At 41.6% G+C, this 14,982-nt stretch carries 19 protein-coding genes and 3 tRNA genes; 17 read left to right on the top strand and 5 right to left on the bottom strand.

The window, feature by feature from the left end; translation table 11 throughout:
* Positions 1-97 precede the first annotated feature (97 nt).
* The 5 genes from DK924_RS13410 to DK924_RS13390 are packed head-to-tail and all read left to right on the top strand — an operon-like array spanning position 98 to position 4,426.
* Complete coding sequence (locus DK924_RS13410) at positions 98-1,099, top strand: FAD-dependent oxidoreductase (RefSeq protein WP_109875423.1); 1,002 nt, start codon at positions 98-100, stop codon at positions 1,097-1,099.
* Between the two features lie 6 nt (positions 1,100-1,105).
* On the top strand, positions 1,106-1,300 hold the full coding sequence (thiS, locus tag DK924_RS13405; RefSeq protein ID WP_055012234.1) for a sulfur carrier protein ThiS: 195 nt from the start codon (positions 1,106-1,108) through the stop codon (positions 1,298-1,300).
* Positions 1,301-1,305: 5 nt separating this feature from the next.
* Positions 1,306-2,097, top strand: a complete 792-nt coding sequence (locus DK924_RS13400) for a thiazole synthase (protein WP_109875422.1) — start codon at positions 1,306-1,308, stop codon at positions 2,095-2,097.
* Positions 2,098-2,118: 21 nt separating this feature from the next.
* Entirely contained in the window at positions 2,119-3,645 is a 1,527-nt protein-coding gene (gene thiE / locus DK924_RS13395; RefSeq protein WP_109875421.1) for a thiamine phosphate synthase, read from the top strand.
* On the top strand, positions 3,629-4,426 hold the full coding sequence (locus DK924_RS13390) for a HesA/MoeB/ThiF family protein (protein WP_109875420.1): 798 nt from the start codon (positions 3,629-3,631) through the stop codon (positions 4,424-4,426). Before thiE ends, DK924_RS13390 begins: the two co-directional genes overlap by 17 nt.
* A 92-nt stretch (positions 4,427-4,518) precedes the next feature.
* Here the strand turns inward: DK924_RS13390 and asd are convergent, their stop codons facing one another.
* Together asd and rsgA are read right to left on the bottom strand one after the other, a co-directional pair.
* The gene (asd, locus tag DK924_RS13385; RefSeq protein ID WP_008115486.1) at positions 4,519-5,385 is read right to left on the bottom strand and encodes an archaetidylserine decarboxylase; all 867 of its coding nucleotides are present in this window, start codon (positions 5,383-5,385) and stop codon (positions 4,519-4,521) included.
* Positions 5,386-5,399: 14 nt separating this feature from the next.
* Positions 5,400-6,458: a small ribosomal subunit biogenesis GTPase RsgA gene (gene rsgA, locus DK924_RS13380; protein WP_055012291.1), complete on the bottom strand. Its 1,059-nt coding sequence runs from the start codon at positions 6,456-6,458 to the stop codon at positions 5,400-5,402.
* A 122-nt stretch (positions 6,459-6,580) separates the two neighbouring features.
* On the opposite strand from rsgA, the gene orn reads away from it, so the two are divergent.
* The 4 genes from orn to DK924_RS13360 all read left to right on the top strand — a co-directional run bounded on the left by orn (position 6,581) and on the right by DK924_RS13360 (position 7,819).
* A complete protein-coding gene (gene orn / locus DK924_RS13375) occupies positions 6,581-7,126 on the top strand; it encodes an oligoribonuclease (protein WP_008115490.1) in 546 nt (181 codons plus the stop codon).
* A 252-nt stretch (positions 7,127-7,378) separates the two neighbouring features.
* Positions 7,379-7,454 (top strand) — tRNA-Gly (locus tag DK924_RS13370).
* A gap of 165 nt (positions 7,455-7,619) precedes the next feature.
* A tRNA-Gly gene (locus DK924_RS13365) sits at positions 7,620-7,695 on the top strand.
* Positions 7,696-7,743: 48 nt separating this feature from the next.
* Positions 7,744-7,819 (top strand) — tRNA-Gly (locus DK924_RS13360).
* A gap of 128 nt (positions 7,820-7,947) precedes the next feature.
* Here DK924_RS13360 and DK924_RS13355 read toward each other — a convergent pair.
* The 3 genes from DK924_RS13355 to DK924_RS13345 form a co-directional block, all read right to left on the bottom strand.
* On the bottom strand, positions 7,948-8,376 hold the full coding sequence (locus DK924_RS13355) for a secondary thiamine-phosphate synthase enzyme YjbQ (RefSeq protein WP_054202499.1): 429 nt from the start codon (positions 8,374-8,376) through the stop codon (positions 7,948-7,950).
* Complete coding sequence (locus DK924_RS13350) at positions 8,373-8,840, bottom strand: chemotaxis protein CheX (RefSeq protein ID WP_010390540.1); 468 nt, start codon at positions 8,838-8,840, stop codon at positions 8,373-8,375. Before DK924_RS13350 ends, DK924_RS13355 begins: the two co-directional genes overlap by 4 nt.
* 63 nt (positions 8,841-8,903) lie before the next feature.
* The gene (locus DK924_RS13345) at positions 8,904-9,338 is read right to left on the bottom strand and encodes a transcriptional repressor (RefSeq protein WP_008115496.1); all 435 of its coding nucleotides are present in this window, start codon (positions 9,336-9,338) and stop codon (positions 8,904-8,906) included.
* Positions 9,339-9,430: 92 nt separating this feature from the next.
* Between DK924_RS13345 and DK924_RS13340 the strand changes: the two genes are divergently transcribed.
* The 8 genes from DK924_RS13340 to DK924_RS13305 all read left to right on the top strand — a co-directional run bounded on the left by DK924_RS13340 (position 9,431) and on the right by DK924_RS13305 (position 14,960).
* Complete coding sequence (locus DK924_RS13340) at positions 9,431-10,051, top strand: MarC family protein (protein WP_008115498.1); 621 nt, start codon at positions 9,431-9,433, stop codon at positions 10,049-10,051.
* Between the two features lie 123 nt (positions 10,052-10,174).
* Positions 10,175-11,107, top strand: a complete 933-nt coding sequence (gene dusA, locus DK924_RS13335; protein WP_036932963.1) for a tRNA dihydrouridine(20/20a) synthase DusA — start codon at positions 10,175-10,177, stop codon at positions 11,105-11,107.
* A gap of 261 nt (positions 11,108-11,368) precedes the next feature.
* Positions 11,369-12,049: a PspA/IM30 family protein gene (locus tag DK924_RS13330; RefSeq protein WP_109875419.1), complete on the top strand. Its 681-nt coding sequence runs from the start codon at positions 11,369-11,371 to the stop codon at positions 12,047-12,049.
* A 10-nt stretch (positions 12,050-12,059) separates the two neighbouring features.
* Entirely contained in the window at positions 12,060-12,266 is a 207-nt protein-coding gene (locus tag DK924_RS13325) for a PspC domain-containing protein (protein WP_109875418.1), read from the top strand.
* A gap of 10 nt (positions 12,267-12,276) precedes the next feature.
* A complete protein-coding gene (locus DK924_RS13320; RefSeq protein WP_010390549.1) occupies positions 12,277-12,603 on the top strand; it encodes a hypothetical protein in 327 nt (108 codons plus the stop codon).
* A gap of 78 nt (positions 12,604-12,681) precedes the next feature.
* The gene (locus DK924_RS13315) at positions 12,682-13,191 is read left to right on the top strand and encodes a copper chaperone PCu(A)C (RefSeq protein WP_010390550.1); all 510 of its coding nucleotides are present in this window, start codon (positions 12,682-12,684) and stop codon (positions 13,189-13,191) included.
* A gap of 8 nt (positions 13,192-13,199) precedes the next feature.
* Positions 13,200-14,186, top strand: coding sequence for a DUF2333 family protein (locus tag DK924_RS13310; RefSeq protein ID WP_010390551.1), 987 nt, complete (start codon positions 13,200-13,202; stop codon positions 14,184-14,186).
* Positions 14,187-14,189: 3 nt separating this feature from the next.
* Complete coding sequence (locus DK924_RS13305; protein ID WP_075170495.1) at positions 14,190-14,960, top strand: TIGR04219 family outer membrane beta-barrel protein; 771 nt, start codon at positions 14,190-14,192, stop codon at positions 14,958-14,960.
* The last annotated feature ends 22 nt before the right edge of the window (positions 14,961-14,982 follow it).

Below are 14,982 nucleotides of genomic sequence, written 5' to 3'. Positions count from 1 at the left end.
CTGTCAGCTATCAGCGATAAAGTAAGCAGCGTAGAGGCAAGAGTTGCTTTACTGACAGCTGAAAGCTGGTGGCTATGAGCTACATTTAGGAGTGTTTATGTTTTATAACATTGCTGTGGTGGGCTTTGGTTTAGCCGGGCGATTGGCCGCGCTTGAGTTAAGTAAGCAACATCGTGTTACCGTATTTGAAGCCGATGATGAACATACTCAGAACAGTGCCGGTAAAGTGGCAGCAGCGATGCTAGCCCCCCTAGCTGAGTCTGTTATGTGCGAACGTGAATTGGCTTTAATGGGAGTGGATTCTATTACTCGCTGGCCTGCTATTTTAGAACAACTAAATAGCGAGGTGTTTTTTCAACAGCAAGGTACCCTAGTGATTGCTCACCCGCAGGATAAAGGCGACTTACAAAGCTTTGCACAGCGAATCAAGCCGTTACTAAATTTTAGTGCTCAAGCAATTAATGCACAGCAAATTGAGCAACTAGAACCTGAACTGGCTGGTCGATTTAGCCAAGGCCTATTTTTGCCCGGTGAAGCGCAGATAGATAACCAAGCCTTTTACAAAGCCAGTTTTAGGTTGCTAAATAAGCGCAAAGTAAAGTTTGTATTTAATCAGCGCGCCAGCATCTTTGATAACAAAGTGAATAATCGAGAGTTTGATTACATTATTGATTGCAGAGGGCTTGGAGCCAAACAAGATCAGCCCCTTCGAGGCGTGCGCGGGGAAGTGGCAAGACTCTATGCACCCGAGGTTAATTTATCTCGGCCAGTGAGGTTAATGCATCCGCGTTATCCTATTTATATAGCACCTAAGCCGAATCATGAATATGTGATTGGTGCCACCGAAATTGAGTCTCAAGATAACGGAGCGGCAACGGTGCGTTCAACGTTGGAGTTACTTTCAGCCGCTTATACAGTGCACAGCGGTTTTGCCGAGGCTCGACTGTTAAATATTCAAACCGGGCTTCGCCCTGCGTTTAGCGATAACTGCCCACAAGTTACACAACTGGGGCAGGTAATTAGTATTAATGGATTATACCGCCATGGCTACATGCTCGCGCCGAGTTTAGTTGCTGATGCTGTTGCCAGAATAGAGTGAGGAATGATGGATATAATAATTAATGGTAAAGCGCTCACCCTAACAAGTAGCGAACTAAAACAGTGTTTAATTGAGTATGGTGCTAAAGCACCGTTTGCAGTAGCCATTAATGGCCAGTTTATACCTCAAGAGCAACATGCTAACTACACACTTAATGATGGTGATTGCATTGATGTGTTATCTCCGATTCAAGGAGGGTAACCATTATGTTACCTCCCGATAATATCACTATTTATGGCGAGCAATTTTCAAGTAGATTACTGATTGGCTCTGCGCTTTACCCATCTCCCGCGACGATGACTAAAGCAATTAATGCTTCAGGAGCGGATATTGTTACTGTGTCTTTACGTCGCCAGCAAAGCGTAGCTGCAGGAGATGATTTTTGGCAACTTATAAAGAATACAGGGCTCAAAGTTTTACCTAACACAGCAGGATGCCACAGTGTTAAAGAGGCCATTAATTTAGCTAAAATGTGTCGAGAAGTATTTGCTACCGATTGGATAAAGCTGGAATTAATTGGCGATGACTATAACTTACAGCCAGATCCTTTTGCTCTGCTTGAAGCCACTGAGATTTTAATTAAAGATGGGTTTAAAGTACTGCCTTACTGCACCGATGACTTAGTGCTTTGCCAACGTTTAGATGAATTAGGCTGCGAGGTGCTAATGCCATGGGGCGCGCCAATTGGTACCGGTAAGGGATTATTAAATAGTTATAACTTAAAGGCGATACGGGAGCGTTTACCTAACAGCACATTAATTGTTGATGCTGGGTTAGGTTTACCATCGCATGCCTGCCAAGCCTTAGAATTAGGGTATGATGCGGTATTATTAAATTCAGCCATAGCGGGTGCGGGTTGCCCTATTACCATGGGACGTGCATTTAAAGCAGCGGTTGAAGCAGGGCGCTTTGCTTATAACGCCAAAGCAATGCCAGAAAAAGACGTTGCGGCCCCATCAACCCCCACAATGGGTATGCCATTTTGGCATCAAACGTAAAAAATTAGGAAGTAGGTCATTATGAACAATGTAGTATGGACGATTGCGGGCTCAGACTCCGGCGGTGGCGCAGGTATTCAAGCTGATATTAAAGCAATGCAAAGCTTTGGTGTGCACGGTTGTACTGCGATTACCGCACTAACAGCACAAAACAGTTTAGGTGTTGAGGCGATTAATGCCGTCTCTACTGATGTGATTGAGTCGCAGTTATTGGCACTCGAAAAAGACATGAAAGCCAAAGTAATTAAAATTGGTATGTTAGCTAACGTGCAGCAAATTCAATTGATCAGTGAGCATATTAGCCATTACAAAGCGAAGTGGCCAACCCCGCCGGTGATTGTGTACGACCCTGTGGCTATTGCTTCAAGCGGTGACTTACTAACAGAAGAAGACACTGTAAGCGCGATTAAAGAATGCCTATTACCACTGGTGGATGTAATTACCCCTAATACCCATGAAACACAGTTATTAACAGGTGTGTATTTAATTGGCCCCGCAGCAATTAAAGAAGCAGCAAGCAAACTAATGGCATGGGGTGCCAAAGCGGTGGTTATAAAAGGCGGGCATTGGGATTACCCAAGTGGTTACTGTATTGATTACTGCTCACAAGGTGGTGAAGAGTACTGGTTGGGTAATGAAAAAATTCAGGTTCCGCACAATCATGGCACTGGCTGTAGTATGGCGTCTGTTATTGCTGCATGCCTTGCAAAAGACTACCCGTTAAAAGATGCATTTATTTTAGCTAAAGCCTATATAAACCAAGGTTTAAAGCAATCAGTTCGCTATGGCGAGGGGATCGGCCCTGTTGCACAAACGTCGTTTCCGACTGACCTAGCGCACTATCCTCAAGTGATTGAAGCGGGTAGTTGGTTGGGTGATGAACTAGACTTTGATGTACCGCTTGATTTTAATATGGCAGCTGACTTTGCTGCGTGTGAAAGCAAAGCGCTTGGCGCTTATGCGGTAGTCGATAGCGTAGAGTGGCTAGAAAAATGCTTACAAAATGGTATTAAAACAGCGCAGTTAAGAGCTAAAAATAAAAGCGAAGATGAGCTTGAACAATTAGTCGCAAGCGCGGTCGCTCTGGGTCAGCAATACAGTGCGCATGTGTTTATTAACGATTACTGGCAGCTGGCAATCAAACATGGCGCCTATGGTGTGCATTTAGGACAAGAAGACTTAGAGAGCGCAAATTTAGCGGCCATAAAAGAAGCAGGCCTGCGACTTGGGCTTTCTACCCATGGCTTTTATGAAATGCTTCGGGCGCATAATTACCGCCCAAGCTACATGGCCTTTGGCGCGATTTACCCTACTACCACCAAAGATATGACAGGCCAGATACAAGGGCTTGAAAAACTAACTCGATTTGTGCCATTAATGCAAAGTTATCCTACTGTGGCTATTGGTGGAATTGATTTAAATAGGGCGCAAGAGGTTGCTAAAACGGGCGTGGGCAGTGTAGCCGTGGTACGTGCTATTACCGAGGCTGATGATTATGTAGAGGCAATCAATACCTTAAAATCGGTGATAAATGAGAATGCCTGCTAACATGCAAACGCAGCAGCTCAGCGACAAAGAAACTCTACGTTATAGCCGCCACTTATTATTAAAAGAGGTGGGGCTTGAGGGGCAGTTAACACTTAAAGCGGCAACCGTTGCTGTGGTAGGTTCAGGCGGGCTAGGAAGCCCTGCGCTACTTTATTTAGCAGCTGCTGGTATCGGCACACTAATATTAATTGATGACGATACCGTTGAACTCTCTAATTTACAGCGGCAAATACTGTATAAAGTGAATCACTTAGGGCAGCAAAAAGTAAATGCAGCAGGGAAGGTGCTTGCGAGCCTTAACAATCAAATAAACATAGTGACTCACTCGCAAAAGTTGAGCGATGCTAACAGTGATGCACTATTCAGTAACGCCGATATCGTACTTGATTGCTCTGATAACTTTGCGACTCGTTACACCGTCAATCGTTTTTGCGTAAACAACAAAACACCACTAATTTCTGCAGCAGCGCTAGCAACCCAAGGGCAATTAATGGGCTTTGACTTTAGGCAAACAGATAGCCCTTGCTATGGCTGCGTATTTCCACAAAATGATGCTAACCCTGTTGTTAATTGCGACAATGCGGGCGTTATTAGTCCCTTACTTGGTGTAATTGGCTCTATGCAGGCACAGCTAACTCTTAATATGTTGTTAGGTCATTGTGGTGGGAGTGTGTTTATAACCTTTGACGCATTAAGCTTAAAGCAACAGCATTTTAAGATGGCTAAAAATTTAGCGTGTAGAGAGTGCGCAAGTGTGAGTAAAGAACAGCTTCGCTTTTAACCTGAGCAAGCTCTTCGTCTACAAAAAAACACCGCGTTCAATACAATAAACGCGGTGCTTTTTAATTTCGATCTGACAACTGGTACTATTTATTAATCATCAATTTTTGCAAACGCAGTGCCTAAACGAGTTACCGTTTCAGGGCGTTGATCATCAAAAATATCGGCTTTATCTGCACCCCATGCAAGCACAACTGTTGAGCCTAATTTAAAGCGGCCCATTTCTTCCCCTTTCTTAAGGGTGATCGCGTTTTCGCCTTTAGTTGGGTAGTTCCAGCTAAACACATCGCTGCCAGCTGGTGGAGTGACTGTGCCAGCCCAAATAGTTTCTATGCTAGCAACAATTGTTGCGCCTACAAGGACCATAGCAAGCGGGCCAATTTCAGTTTCAAAAATTGCTACTACACGCTCGTTACGGGCAAATAAGTTCGGTACGTTTTGTGCGGTAAGAGGATTTACCGAAAATAAATCGCCCGGTACATAAATCATTTTGCTTAGCGTGCCATCAATTGGCATGTGAATACGGTGGTAATCTTTTGGTGCCAAGTAAATAGTTGCAAATTTACCACCTAAAAACGGTGTTGTGTCGTCTTCTGAGCCACCTAACAACGCTTGTAAGCTGTAATCATGGCCTTTAGCTTGGATTAGTTGGCCGTCAACAATATCGCCAAGCTGGCTGATTGCGCCGTCAACAGGGTGAATAATAATATCGTCATCTTCAACCATAGGACGAGCACCGTCTTTTAACGGACGGGTAAAAAATTCATTAAAAGTTTTATAATGAGCTGGATCAGAATATTTAGCCTCACTCATATTTATTTTGTATTGTTTAATGAATAATTTAATTAATGTTGTTGTTAATGCGCCCGCTTTTGCAGCTGCAAGCTTACCTACTACACGAGAAATAAAGTGCTTTGGCATAGCATATTGCATGGCGATTTTAAATTTATCTAAACTCACAGGTTTTTCCCTAATTATACGCGAGGCGCACGCGCGCCGGCACGGCCATCGGCCATGGTTTCTAAAATACGATGATAGCTTTCAAAACGTAACTTTGAGATATCGCCATCAGCGACTGCTTGCTGAATTATACAGCCTGGATCGTTTAAGTGTTTACAGTCTCTAAAACGGCATCCACCTATAAACTCTCTAAATTCTTTAAAGCACCAAGTGACTCGTTCAACATCTAAATGCCATAAACCAAACTCACGAATACCCGGTGAATCAATTAAGTTACCGCCACTTGGTAAATGATGCAGACGCGATACTGTGGTGGTGTGCTGGCCTAGACCGCTGTTTTCAGACACTTCTTTAGTCAAAATTTCAGCATCCGGCAGCACAGTGTTAACTAAGGTAGATTTACCCACACCACTTTGGCCAACAAAAATATTGTTTTTGCCTACAAGTACTTCTTTTAATTCATTAATGCCTTCGCCGGTTATATTACTAACTAGCAGCACCTGGTAATTAAGTTTACGGTAAATATCGAGTATTTGTTGTATTTCGTTTAAACCAGTTTCATCAATTAAATCAATTTTATTAAGTACTAAAATCGGCTCAATGCCCATGTCTTCGCAGGCAATTAAATAGCGGTCGATAATGCTTGGCGTAAACTCAGGCAATACTGCTGATACCATTAAAATTTGGTCTATATTCGCGGCAATAACTTTTACACCGTCGTAAAAATCAGGGCGCGTTAACTGTGAACGACGTTCTTGAGTTGCTTCAATAACACCCGCTAAATCGCCTTCACTTACTTTTGCACGACGAAATAATACCTCATCGCCACATACTAAATTCGATACGGTACGGCGAATATTACAGCGAAGAACATCGCCATTTTGGGTTTCTACGTCGGCATGTTGGCCAAAGCGGCTAATAACAATCGCATTTTCCACTTGACCTAAATTATCTGTTTGCCACTCTTGCGCGCCGACTTTTGCCGGTTTTTTATCGGCATTCGATAAGCGCTTTTGATGATTGGCCTTGATCCTACGGGATTGGCCTTTACTTAATTTTTTCTGTTTTGCCACTTGAGGCCTATAACCTGAGTTAAATGCCGAGTTTGCCAAAAAAAGCTTTAGCTCGACGGTTGATGCTAATATGATATATCGAAATGCGTTGGATCTAAAGAAAAGCACCGTTTAAGGTAATTATGACTATTAATAAATCAAATTTAATTTGGCTCGATCTGGAAATGACCGGACTTGAACCAGAGACTGACAAAATACTTGAAATTGCAACTGTTGTCACTGACGCTGATCTGAATATATTAGCCGAAGGGCCAACGATTGCCATTCATCAAAGTGATGAACTACTGGATGGCATGGATGAGTGGTGTACAACTCAGCATGGCAAATCTGGATTAACGGCTCGCTGTAAGGCAAGCACGTTTGATGAAGCTTATGCCGTGGAACAAACCCTCGCGTTTTTAAAGCAATGGGTGCCAGCGGGTGCTTCACCTATGTGTGGTAACTCGATAGGCCAAGACCGTCGCTTTATGAATAAGTATATGCGCGAGCTTGAAGATTTTTTTCATTACCGTAATTTAGATGTCAGTACTATTAAAGAACTTGCTCGTCGTTGGAAACCAGATGTGTTGGCTCAAGTGAATAAAAAAGGGTCGCATTTAGCGTTAGACGACATTAAAGATTCGATTATGGAATTAAAGGTTTACCGAGAAAAGTTTTTTAATTTATAAAAAATACTTGCAAAGCCCCCTAATTATTGTAGAATCCTGCCCCGCTCAAGACGATAACCCCCGCGGGGTTAGTGTGTTTGGGCTTTGACTTTTTGAATGCGGCACTAGCTCAGTTGCCAGAATGTTGAACGCGACCTGTCGCGTACCAACGGACAAATTACTGACTATTTTAAATGCGGCACTAGCTCAGTTGCCAGAATGTAGGACGCGACCTGTCGCGCACCAACGGACAAATTACTGGCTATTTTGAATGCGGCACTAGCTCAGTTGGTAGAGCGCGACCTTGCCAAGGTCGAGGTCACGAGTTCGAGCCTCGTGTGCCGCTCCAATTTCTCACCAAAGAAATTGGGGTAGAAATAAAGATTCAAAGTCAAAAGCGAAAAGGTTTAATTTTGACAAAACCTAGAACCTTAAATACGGCACTAGCTCAGTTGCCAGAATGTTGAACGCGACCCGTCGCGCACCAACGGACAAATTACTGACTATTTTGAATGCGGCACTAGCTCAGTTGGTAGAGCGCGACCTTGCCAAGGTCGAGGTCACGAGTTCGAGCCTCGTGTGCCGCTCCAATTTCTAACCAAAAGAAATTGTAGTAAAATTAGAATACGATATTAAATGCGGTACTAGCTCAGTTGGTAGAGCGCGACCTTGCCAAGGTCGAGGTCACGAGTTCGAGCCTCGTGTACCGCTCCAATCTTATTTACTTTCCAGATATTCATTTTCAAATAGCAAAAAATGACCCATACGCGAATCATTATAAATTTAATTTATGTAACTTTTTTGAAATGTTCAATGTGTGCGAATGATCTATGTTGTAAAATCTAAAACGCTTCGCCTTGCAAAGTTGCAATAATGTGCCTTGAACCACCATGATCACGGTGCTCACCTAAGTATATTCCTTGCCAAGTTCCTAGTGCTAACTGACCATGGCTAATAGGTATAGTTAACTGGCAACCTAAGGTACTGGTTTTTATATGGGCAGGCATATCATCATCGCCCTCATAGTCATGACGGTAATAAGGCTGGCGCTCTGGAACAAATTGATTAAAGTGGCTTTCCATATCCATACGCACGGTAGGATCGGCATTTTCATTAATGGTTAAGCTGGCTGAGGTGTGTTGAATAAATAAGTGTAATAAACCAACTTTAAATTGGCTTATTTGTGGGAGTTGATTGAGTATGTCGTTATCAATTAAATGAAAGCCCCGCGAGCGAGGCTTTAATGTAATTGTGGTTTGCGACCAGCTCATAGCTTATCAAAACTCACTTCAATATTGGCATTACCTGCGTCACTGGTAAACGGCATAAGAATTTTTTTGCCGTCACTTTTGTGAGTAATAGTGTGGTTTTTACCAGACACAACAATGGGTGTTGCCATGGCAAAATCATAGCCTTTTTCACCTAATAAATTCTTAGCACCACCGGTAACCATATTAGTTATTTCACCGACCATGTCGGTTACTTCTTCATTTATGTCGTCTGGTCGTTCGCCTAACATTCGTTCCATAATGGTCAGCGCTAAACCTTCGTCGAAGGTAATTGAAAATGAACCGCGAGTTTGAGGGCCAACCATACCAATTAATCCCGATACATCACCACAGGCTATCTCATCTGTTTTAATGCGTGGCTTGCCTGGTTTTAACTGAGTTTGAGCCATAGTGCTCAATACATTCATCAAAGAAGCTAAAAAGGGATTAATGAACTCTACATTCATATTAGATGTCCTTAAATTGGTGCTGATAAAGGTTATACGCAAAGTATAGCTATAGTCGCTTATCTATGCTCGGCAAGAGTCACATTTACCATGTGCTTCTATTGTTTGCCCGGAAACTACAAAGCCACTTTCGGCTGCCAAGTTATTGAGCTCATGTGAAATTACTGTTGAGTGCAGCTCTTTAACAAAGCCGCAGCTATCACAAATTAATAGCTGAACAGGATGAATATGATCAAAATGATGACACAGCATAAATGCATTGGTGCTTTCAATTTTATGAATAAAACCGAGTTCGGCTAAAAAGTCTAAAGCACGATAAATCGTTGCAGGTTTAGCACCTGTTTCAGTGACTTTCAATTGCTCAAGTAAATCGTACGCCCCCACACCACCTTGGGCACTGGCCAATAAACGAAATACCTTCTCGCGAATTGGTGTGAATCGCGCACCACGGTTGTCGCACACTTGTTTTGCTTTACTTACGAGTGATTCTATATTCATCTTCTCTCATCCTTACGCTGCCGTGATATACTAACATACTGTATTGTAGTTGCAGCGTTTTATTAACCGATTTAGTGAAAAGGTACTCATTAATGCATGAACTATTAGCTATATTTATTTTCTTTTTTGCGGTTATCGATCCAATTGGCACAATCCCGGTTTTTATCGCCGTAACTCGTGGAGATGACGACAAGTTTAAGCGTAAAGTGATTTTTAAAGCCGTGGGTGTGTCTGCTTTAGTGCTGTTATTTTTTGTAGTTGCTGGCGAGCAATTACTGAATGTGATTGAGATCCCGCTCTCGGCATTTCAAATAGCAGGTGGTTTAATTTTATTAATTTTTGCACTCTCCATGACCTTTGGTGAAAGTAAGCCTGAAGCTGAAATTAAAAGTGTTAGAGACAGCACTGAAACCGCTATTTTTCCGCTTGCTATCCCATCAATAGCCAGTCCCGGTGCCATGTTAGGTGCGGTATTAATGACACGTAATGAGGAATATACTTGGGTTGAACAAATGATTACCTCATCAATGATGTTAGCTGTTTTAGTGGTGGTACTGATTTTGTTATTACTTGCTACGCATGTACATAAAATAATAGGTGATAGTGGGGCGAGTATTATTAGTCGAATTATGGGGTTAATTTTAAGCTCAGTCGCGGTGACTAATATTTTAAACGGTATTGCACAATACTTTGGCTTGCAAGTGTTTGCTTAATATTGCTGCGCATAGGGCTTTTGTGTAAAATGCAGCGCCGTTTAAGCTGTGCTTAAATTATAAATTTTTGAGGATCACATTTTGGATAAACGTACTTTAAATCGACGCTTTAGCGTGGCACCCATGCTTGATTGGACTGATCGCCACTGTCGTACGTTTCATCGTAAAATGACAAAACACACCGTGCTCTACACTGAAATGATCACTACTGGCGCTATTTTATTCGGCCGCGGCGACTACTTGCATTTTAATCAGCACGAAGGCCCTGTGGCATTGCAATTAGGAGGATCCGATCCGCAAGCGCTAGCACAGTGTGCCAAGCTTGCTGGTGAGCGTGGTTATGATGAAATAAACCTTAATGTAGGTTGTCCGTCAGATCGCGTGCAAAATGGACGTTTTGGTGCCTGTTTAATGGCTGAGCCTAATTTAGTTGCAGAGTGTGTTGCTGCAATGAAAAGTGAAGTGAATATTCCGGTTACGGTTAAAACTCGTATTGGTATTGATGAGCAAGATTCTTATGAGTTTTTATGTGCTTTGATAGAGGCTTCACATAAAGTTGGCTGTGATGACTTTATTATTCATGCCCGTAAGGCATGGCTAAAAGGGTTGAGCCCAAAAGAAAATCGCGAAGTTCCTGAGCTTAACTACCCCCGCGTTTACCAGCTTAAAAAAGATTACCCACAACTTGATTTAAGTATTAATGGTGGTGTTAAAACCATTGAGCAAAGCCTTGAGCATTTACAGTACATAGACGGGGTTATGGTTGGCCGAGAGGCTTACAGTAATCCATTTATGCTTAATGAAGTAGATGAAAAAATTTATGGTGATGCGGCTAATACTCAGTCTCGACATGATGTTGTACGCTCTATGTATGATTACATTGAAGAAGAGATGCGTTTAGGGGCTAATTTTTGGCATGTTGCACGCCATATGTTGGGTATTTTTCAGGGGCAACCTGGTGCGCGTGGTTTTAGACGCCACTTATCTGAAAATGGTCATGGTAAGCAAGCTGATTTAAGTGTTATGGATAAAGCGTTAAGTTACGTACCCGAGTAATGCCAATTTAATGCAATTGGCATAACAGATACTCTTTATAGAAAAAGTCACCTCAGGTGGCTTTTTTTGATCCCAAATTTTAGTCAAAAATGTAATTTATTAGCCAATTCGACTTGATTTCATTCAGTGATTAGTCATTAACTTACCGGCCAAAAATAATTTAAATTATTGATATTTAATGAAAATAAAAGAATTTTAAGTTGTTGGCATAACTCTTGGAATCCTGTTGATGTATAAATAAAAAATCATCAGGAGAATAACATGGGTATATTTAATCGCGTAAACGACGTCATTCAAGCAAATATCGTAGCTATGCTTGATAAAGCCGAAGATTCAGAAAAACTACTTAATTTGATGCTAACCGAAATGCAAGAGGCGCTTAATGAGTGTCGTAGCACCGCGGCGGTATTATTATGTGAAGAAAAAAATATTAAACGTCAAATAAGCAATAAACAACAAGCGCTCACAAATTGGCAATTAAAGGCCGAACATGCCATTGCAAAAAATCGTGACGATTTAGCTAAATCAGCACTAGCTGAAAAACACAATGTCGAAATAAGCATAGAGTGCTTACAAACACAACTTGAGACATTGCAGCAATCAATTGTAAAAATCACAGAGGACTGTGAACGCCTGCAGCAAAAAATGACACAGGCTAAAGCTAAGCAAGCACAACTTGTAAAGCGTGAAAATGTGGTTGAGGCAAGATCTAAGATAAATACTCAGCTGCAGAGCGATAAAGTGGCCACTGCTTTATCACGATTTGAGCAAATTGAGCGTCGTGTTGAGAGTGTTGAATCGCAGGTCGAAGCATATGAGCTGACAGATACAGCGAGCAATACTGCGACGCAAATTGAGTCACTGGTTAAAAACGAAAAAATTGATGCAGAACTGGCAAGTTTAAAAGCGAGTTTAAATACTGCTAACAAACAAACAGCCTGAGGAGATTGTTATGAATAATTTTAATACGCATCGTCGTTGGTATAAAAATACGCTTAACAAAAAAATATCAGGTGTCTGTAGTGGGTTAGCCTACCGATTAGACTTTCCGGTATGGTCTACTCGTTTAGTCACCGTTTTATTATTTTTAAGTTTTCCGTTTGTAGTGGCGCTAGGTTATTTAATTGCGCACTGTTGTCTTGAAGAAAAAGCAGTGTAAGGGGAACGACATGAAAACTCTCGCCGTATGCCTACTTATTGTTACATTATTTTTGATTAATAGCGGCTCGATAATTCATTTTGATGTATGGCAATTTCCGTTGTGGATCTCAGATATTAGTTGGACTGGTATAGAGCTCATTGGGGCGTTAATCGCCATTATAGTTGTTATTGCGATTGCAGCTTTGGTAACTATGGGGCTTGTTGGCGCGGCGATGGTGGCACTGGCTGGAACGATATTAGCCTTTTTATTCGGATCACTGATGATTGCTTGGCCATTATTGTTTGTGGCAGGGTTGTGTTGGTTAATCGCAGATAACAAAAAAGTAGCTTCTTAAACTTAAATTAGCTGCCTAATATTAGGGAATTATGATAAATTTGGACTATATTTTTATGTTTTAACAAGGATTTTACTGATGATTAAACAATGTATTTTAAGTGCAAGTGCATTATTGGTGGGTGTTTTTTCGTCTTCGTTATTGGCGCACGAAGGACATGAACACGATAGTGTTGTTGCGCAATTACAAGTAACAAATGCGCAAGTAAGAGAGTTTTTACCTGCCACTAAAGCCAGCGTGGGTTATTTTAGTATTGAAAACCACAGTAATGTACCGGCAACACTCACAAGAGCGACCATAGATGGTTTAGGTCGTGTTGAGATCCATGAGCACGTCCACGCTGATGGTATGATGAAAATGCAAAAAGTAGAATCATTGCTTATTAAAGCTCACCAGCAACTCGATTTTAAGCCTGGAAGCTACCATTTAATGGTGTTTGAACCACAAGAGCCGTTAAAAGTAGGTCAAGAACGCAAACTCACGCTATATTTTGAAGACGGGAATCGAGTATTCACCAATGCGAAAGTAGTTTCGCTAGCATCGCAAGCTGAGCCGGTAAAAGCATCAAAAGATCATAGTCATCATTAGGGGGATAAATGTCACAGCATAAAGGAAAAATAATAACGGCATTGGTATTATTGTTTGTCGTATTTTACGCTATTGCAGTGTACTGGAGCATAGAGCCTGCACGTTTTGATGTGGTACAAAATGCCAAGCAGCAAGCGCAGCAACGCAGTGAAAAGCCAGTAACAGGATATGTAACAACTTCAACGCTTATCACCGTCGCTGATACCCTCTTAACTAAGTCAGGCGGTTATTTATCAAATGATGTACTGCCACCGAGCGTAATAATGGACAACATGCCCGCTTGGGAGTATGGCGCGTTGGAAATGGTGCGTGATTTAGCACTATCAATGCGAAAAGATTTTAGTCGTTCACAGTCACAATCAACTGAGCACGAAGCGCTTAAAAAAGCACAGCCACAATTTAATATTAGTTCTGAAGCATGGGCATGGCCAAGTGCTGAGGGCGAATATCAGAAGGGTATTGATTACTTATTAGTTTACCGTTCTCAAATTGCGAATCAGCATGAGCGCGATAGCCAATTTTACTCACGTGCAGATAATTTACGCAGTTGGTTAAAAGAAGCTGAAAAACGCTTAGGTAGTTTAAGCCAACGTTTGAGTGCGAGTGTAGGTCAAGACAAGGTAAATACCGATTTAGCAGGCAACTCTTCAAATACACAAGCTACTTATACGCCATTACAACAACAAGTAAGAACATCGTGGTGGGAAATTGATGATGTATTTTATGAGTCTCGCGGTGCTACTTGGGCTTTACTGCATTTTTTACAAGCGGTTGAATATGATTTTGCCGAAGTACTTGATAAAAAGAACGCCCGTGTTAGTTTACAACAAATTATACGCGAGCTTGAAGCGACCCAAGAAACCGTTTGGAGCCCAATAATTTTAAACGGCAACGGATTCGGTTATGTCGCCAACCATTCACTCGTTATGGCAAATTATATCTCTAGAGCCAATGCGGCACTGATTGAACTTAGCGAATTATTAGCGCAAGGATAAAAAATGAAAAAGTATTGTATAGCAGCAGCCTTATCAATGGCATGTTTAGCACCTGTAGCACAAGCTGATACTGTATTGGGTTTGTATGTAGGGGTTGATGGTTGGAAAGCCGATAATGACGGTAGCTTTTCTGATAATAATAACGCCCTACAAAACTTCAATTTTGAAGATGAGACTTTTGTTAGCTATTACGCCGCACTTGAGCATCCGGTTCCATTAGTGCCAAACTTAAAACTAAAATACACTGAGCTTGAACTAACCGGTTCAACGCGACTTGAAGATACATTTAGCTTTAATGGCTCTGATTATATTGTTGGCACTGATGTTAATTCAGTCACTGACTTATCGCACATTGATTATATTCTTTACTATGAAATTTTTGATAACGACTTAATCTCAATTGATTTAGGTATTAATGCTAAGCAGTTCGATGGTGAGCTTGTGGTAACAGGTACATCACAACAAGGTGGTGCTAACTTCACTGAAATTGAAGAGTTCTCAGGTGTAGTACCTTTAGCGTATGGACGTTTCGAAGCGGGTTTACCGTTTAGTGGTTTAAGTGTTTTTGCTGAAGGCAGCTTTTTAGCCATTGATGACAGTAAAGTACGAGATTACCAAATGGGTATTGCTTGGGAGTTGATTGATAACCTAGCCGTTGATGTTGCGGTTAAAGCGGGTTACCGCTCTATGGTTTTAGAGCTTGATGATGTAGATGATATTAATACTGATATTGATGCGTCGGGGCCATTTGCAGGCATACAGGTTCATTTTTAAGCGCCTATTAGTTTAATGAAAA

The organism is Pseudoalteromonas sp. meg-B1, assembly GCF_003173795.1.
Classification (GTDB): domain Bacteria; phylum Pseudomonadota; class Gammaproteobacteria; order Enterobacterales; family Alteromonadaceae; genus Pseudoalteromonas; species Pseudoalteromonas undina.
This window is presented reverse-complemented; position numbering and strand designations above follow the sequence as displayed.

Coding starts and splice junctions, on each gene's coding strand:
- DK924_RS13325 (WP_109875418.1), top strand. CDS start 12,060: ATGAATAATTTTAATACGCATCGTCGTTGGTATAAAAATACGCTTAAC.
- DK924_RS13310 (WP_010390551.1), top strand. CDS start 13,200: ATGTCACAGCATAAAGGAAAAATAATAACGGCATTGGTATTATTGTTT.
- DK924_RS13340 (WP_008115498.1), top strand. CDS start 9,431: ATGCATGAACTATTAGCTATATTTATTTTCTTTTTTGCGGTTATCGAT.
- DK924_RS13400 (WP_109875422.1), top strand. CDS start 1,306: ATGTTACCTCCCGATAATATCACTATTTATGGCGAGCAATTTTCAAGT.
- DK924_RS13355 (WP_054202499.1), bottom strand. CDS start 8,376: ATGAGCTGGTCGCAAACCACAATTACATTAAAGCCTCGCTCGCGGGGC.
- DK924_RS13410 (WP_109875423.1), top strand. CDS start 98: ATGTTTTATAACATTGCTGTGGTGGGCTTTGGTTTAGCCGGGCGATTG.
- DK924_RS13305 (WP_075170495.1), top strand. CDS start 14,190: ATGAAAAAGTATTGTATAGCAGCAGCCTTATCAATGGCATGTTTAGCA.
- DK924_RS13390 (WP_109875420.1), top strand. CDS start 3,629: ATGAGAATGCCTGCTAACATGCAAACGCAGCAGCTCAGCGACAAAGAA.
- thiS (WP_055012234.1), top strand. CDS start 1,106: ATGGATATAATAATTAATGGTAAAGCGCTCACCCTAACAAGTAGCGAA.
- DK924_RS13350 (WP_010390540.1), bottom strand. CDS start 8,840: ATGAATGTAGAGTTCATTAATCCCTTTTTAGCTTCTTTGATGAATGTA.
- orn (WP_008115490.1), top strand. CDS start 6,581: ATGACTATTAATAAATCAAATTTAATTTGGCTCGATCTGGAAATGACC.
- dusA (WP_036932963.1), top strand. CDS start 10,175: ATGCTTGATTGGACTGATCGCCACTGTCGTACGTTTCATCGTAAAATG.
- DK924_RS13330 (WP_109875419.1), top strand. CDS start 11,369: ATGGGTATATTTAATCGCGTAAACGACGTCATTCAAGCAAATATCGTA.
- DK924_RS13320 (WP_010390549.1), top strand. CDS start 12,277: ATGAAAACTCTCGCCGTATGCCTACTTATTGTTACATTATTTTTGATT.
- DK924_RS13315 (WP_010390550.1), top strand. CDS start 12,682: ATGATTAAACAATGTATTTTAAGTGCAAGTGCATTATTGGTGGGTGTT.
- thiE (WP_109875421.1), top strand. CDS start 2,119: ATGAACAATGTAGTATGGACGATTGCGGGCTCAGACTCCGGCGGTGGC.
- DK924_RS13345 (WP_008115496.1), bottom strand. CDS start 9,338: ATGAATATAGAATCACTCGTAAGTAAAGCAAAACAAGTGTGCGACAAC.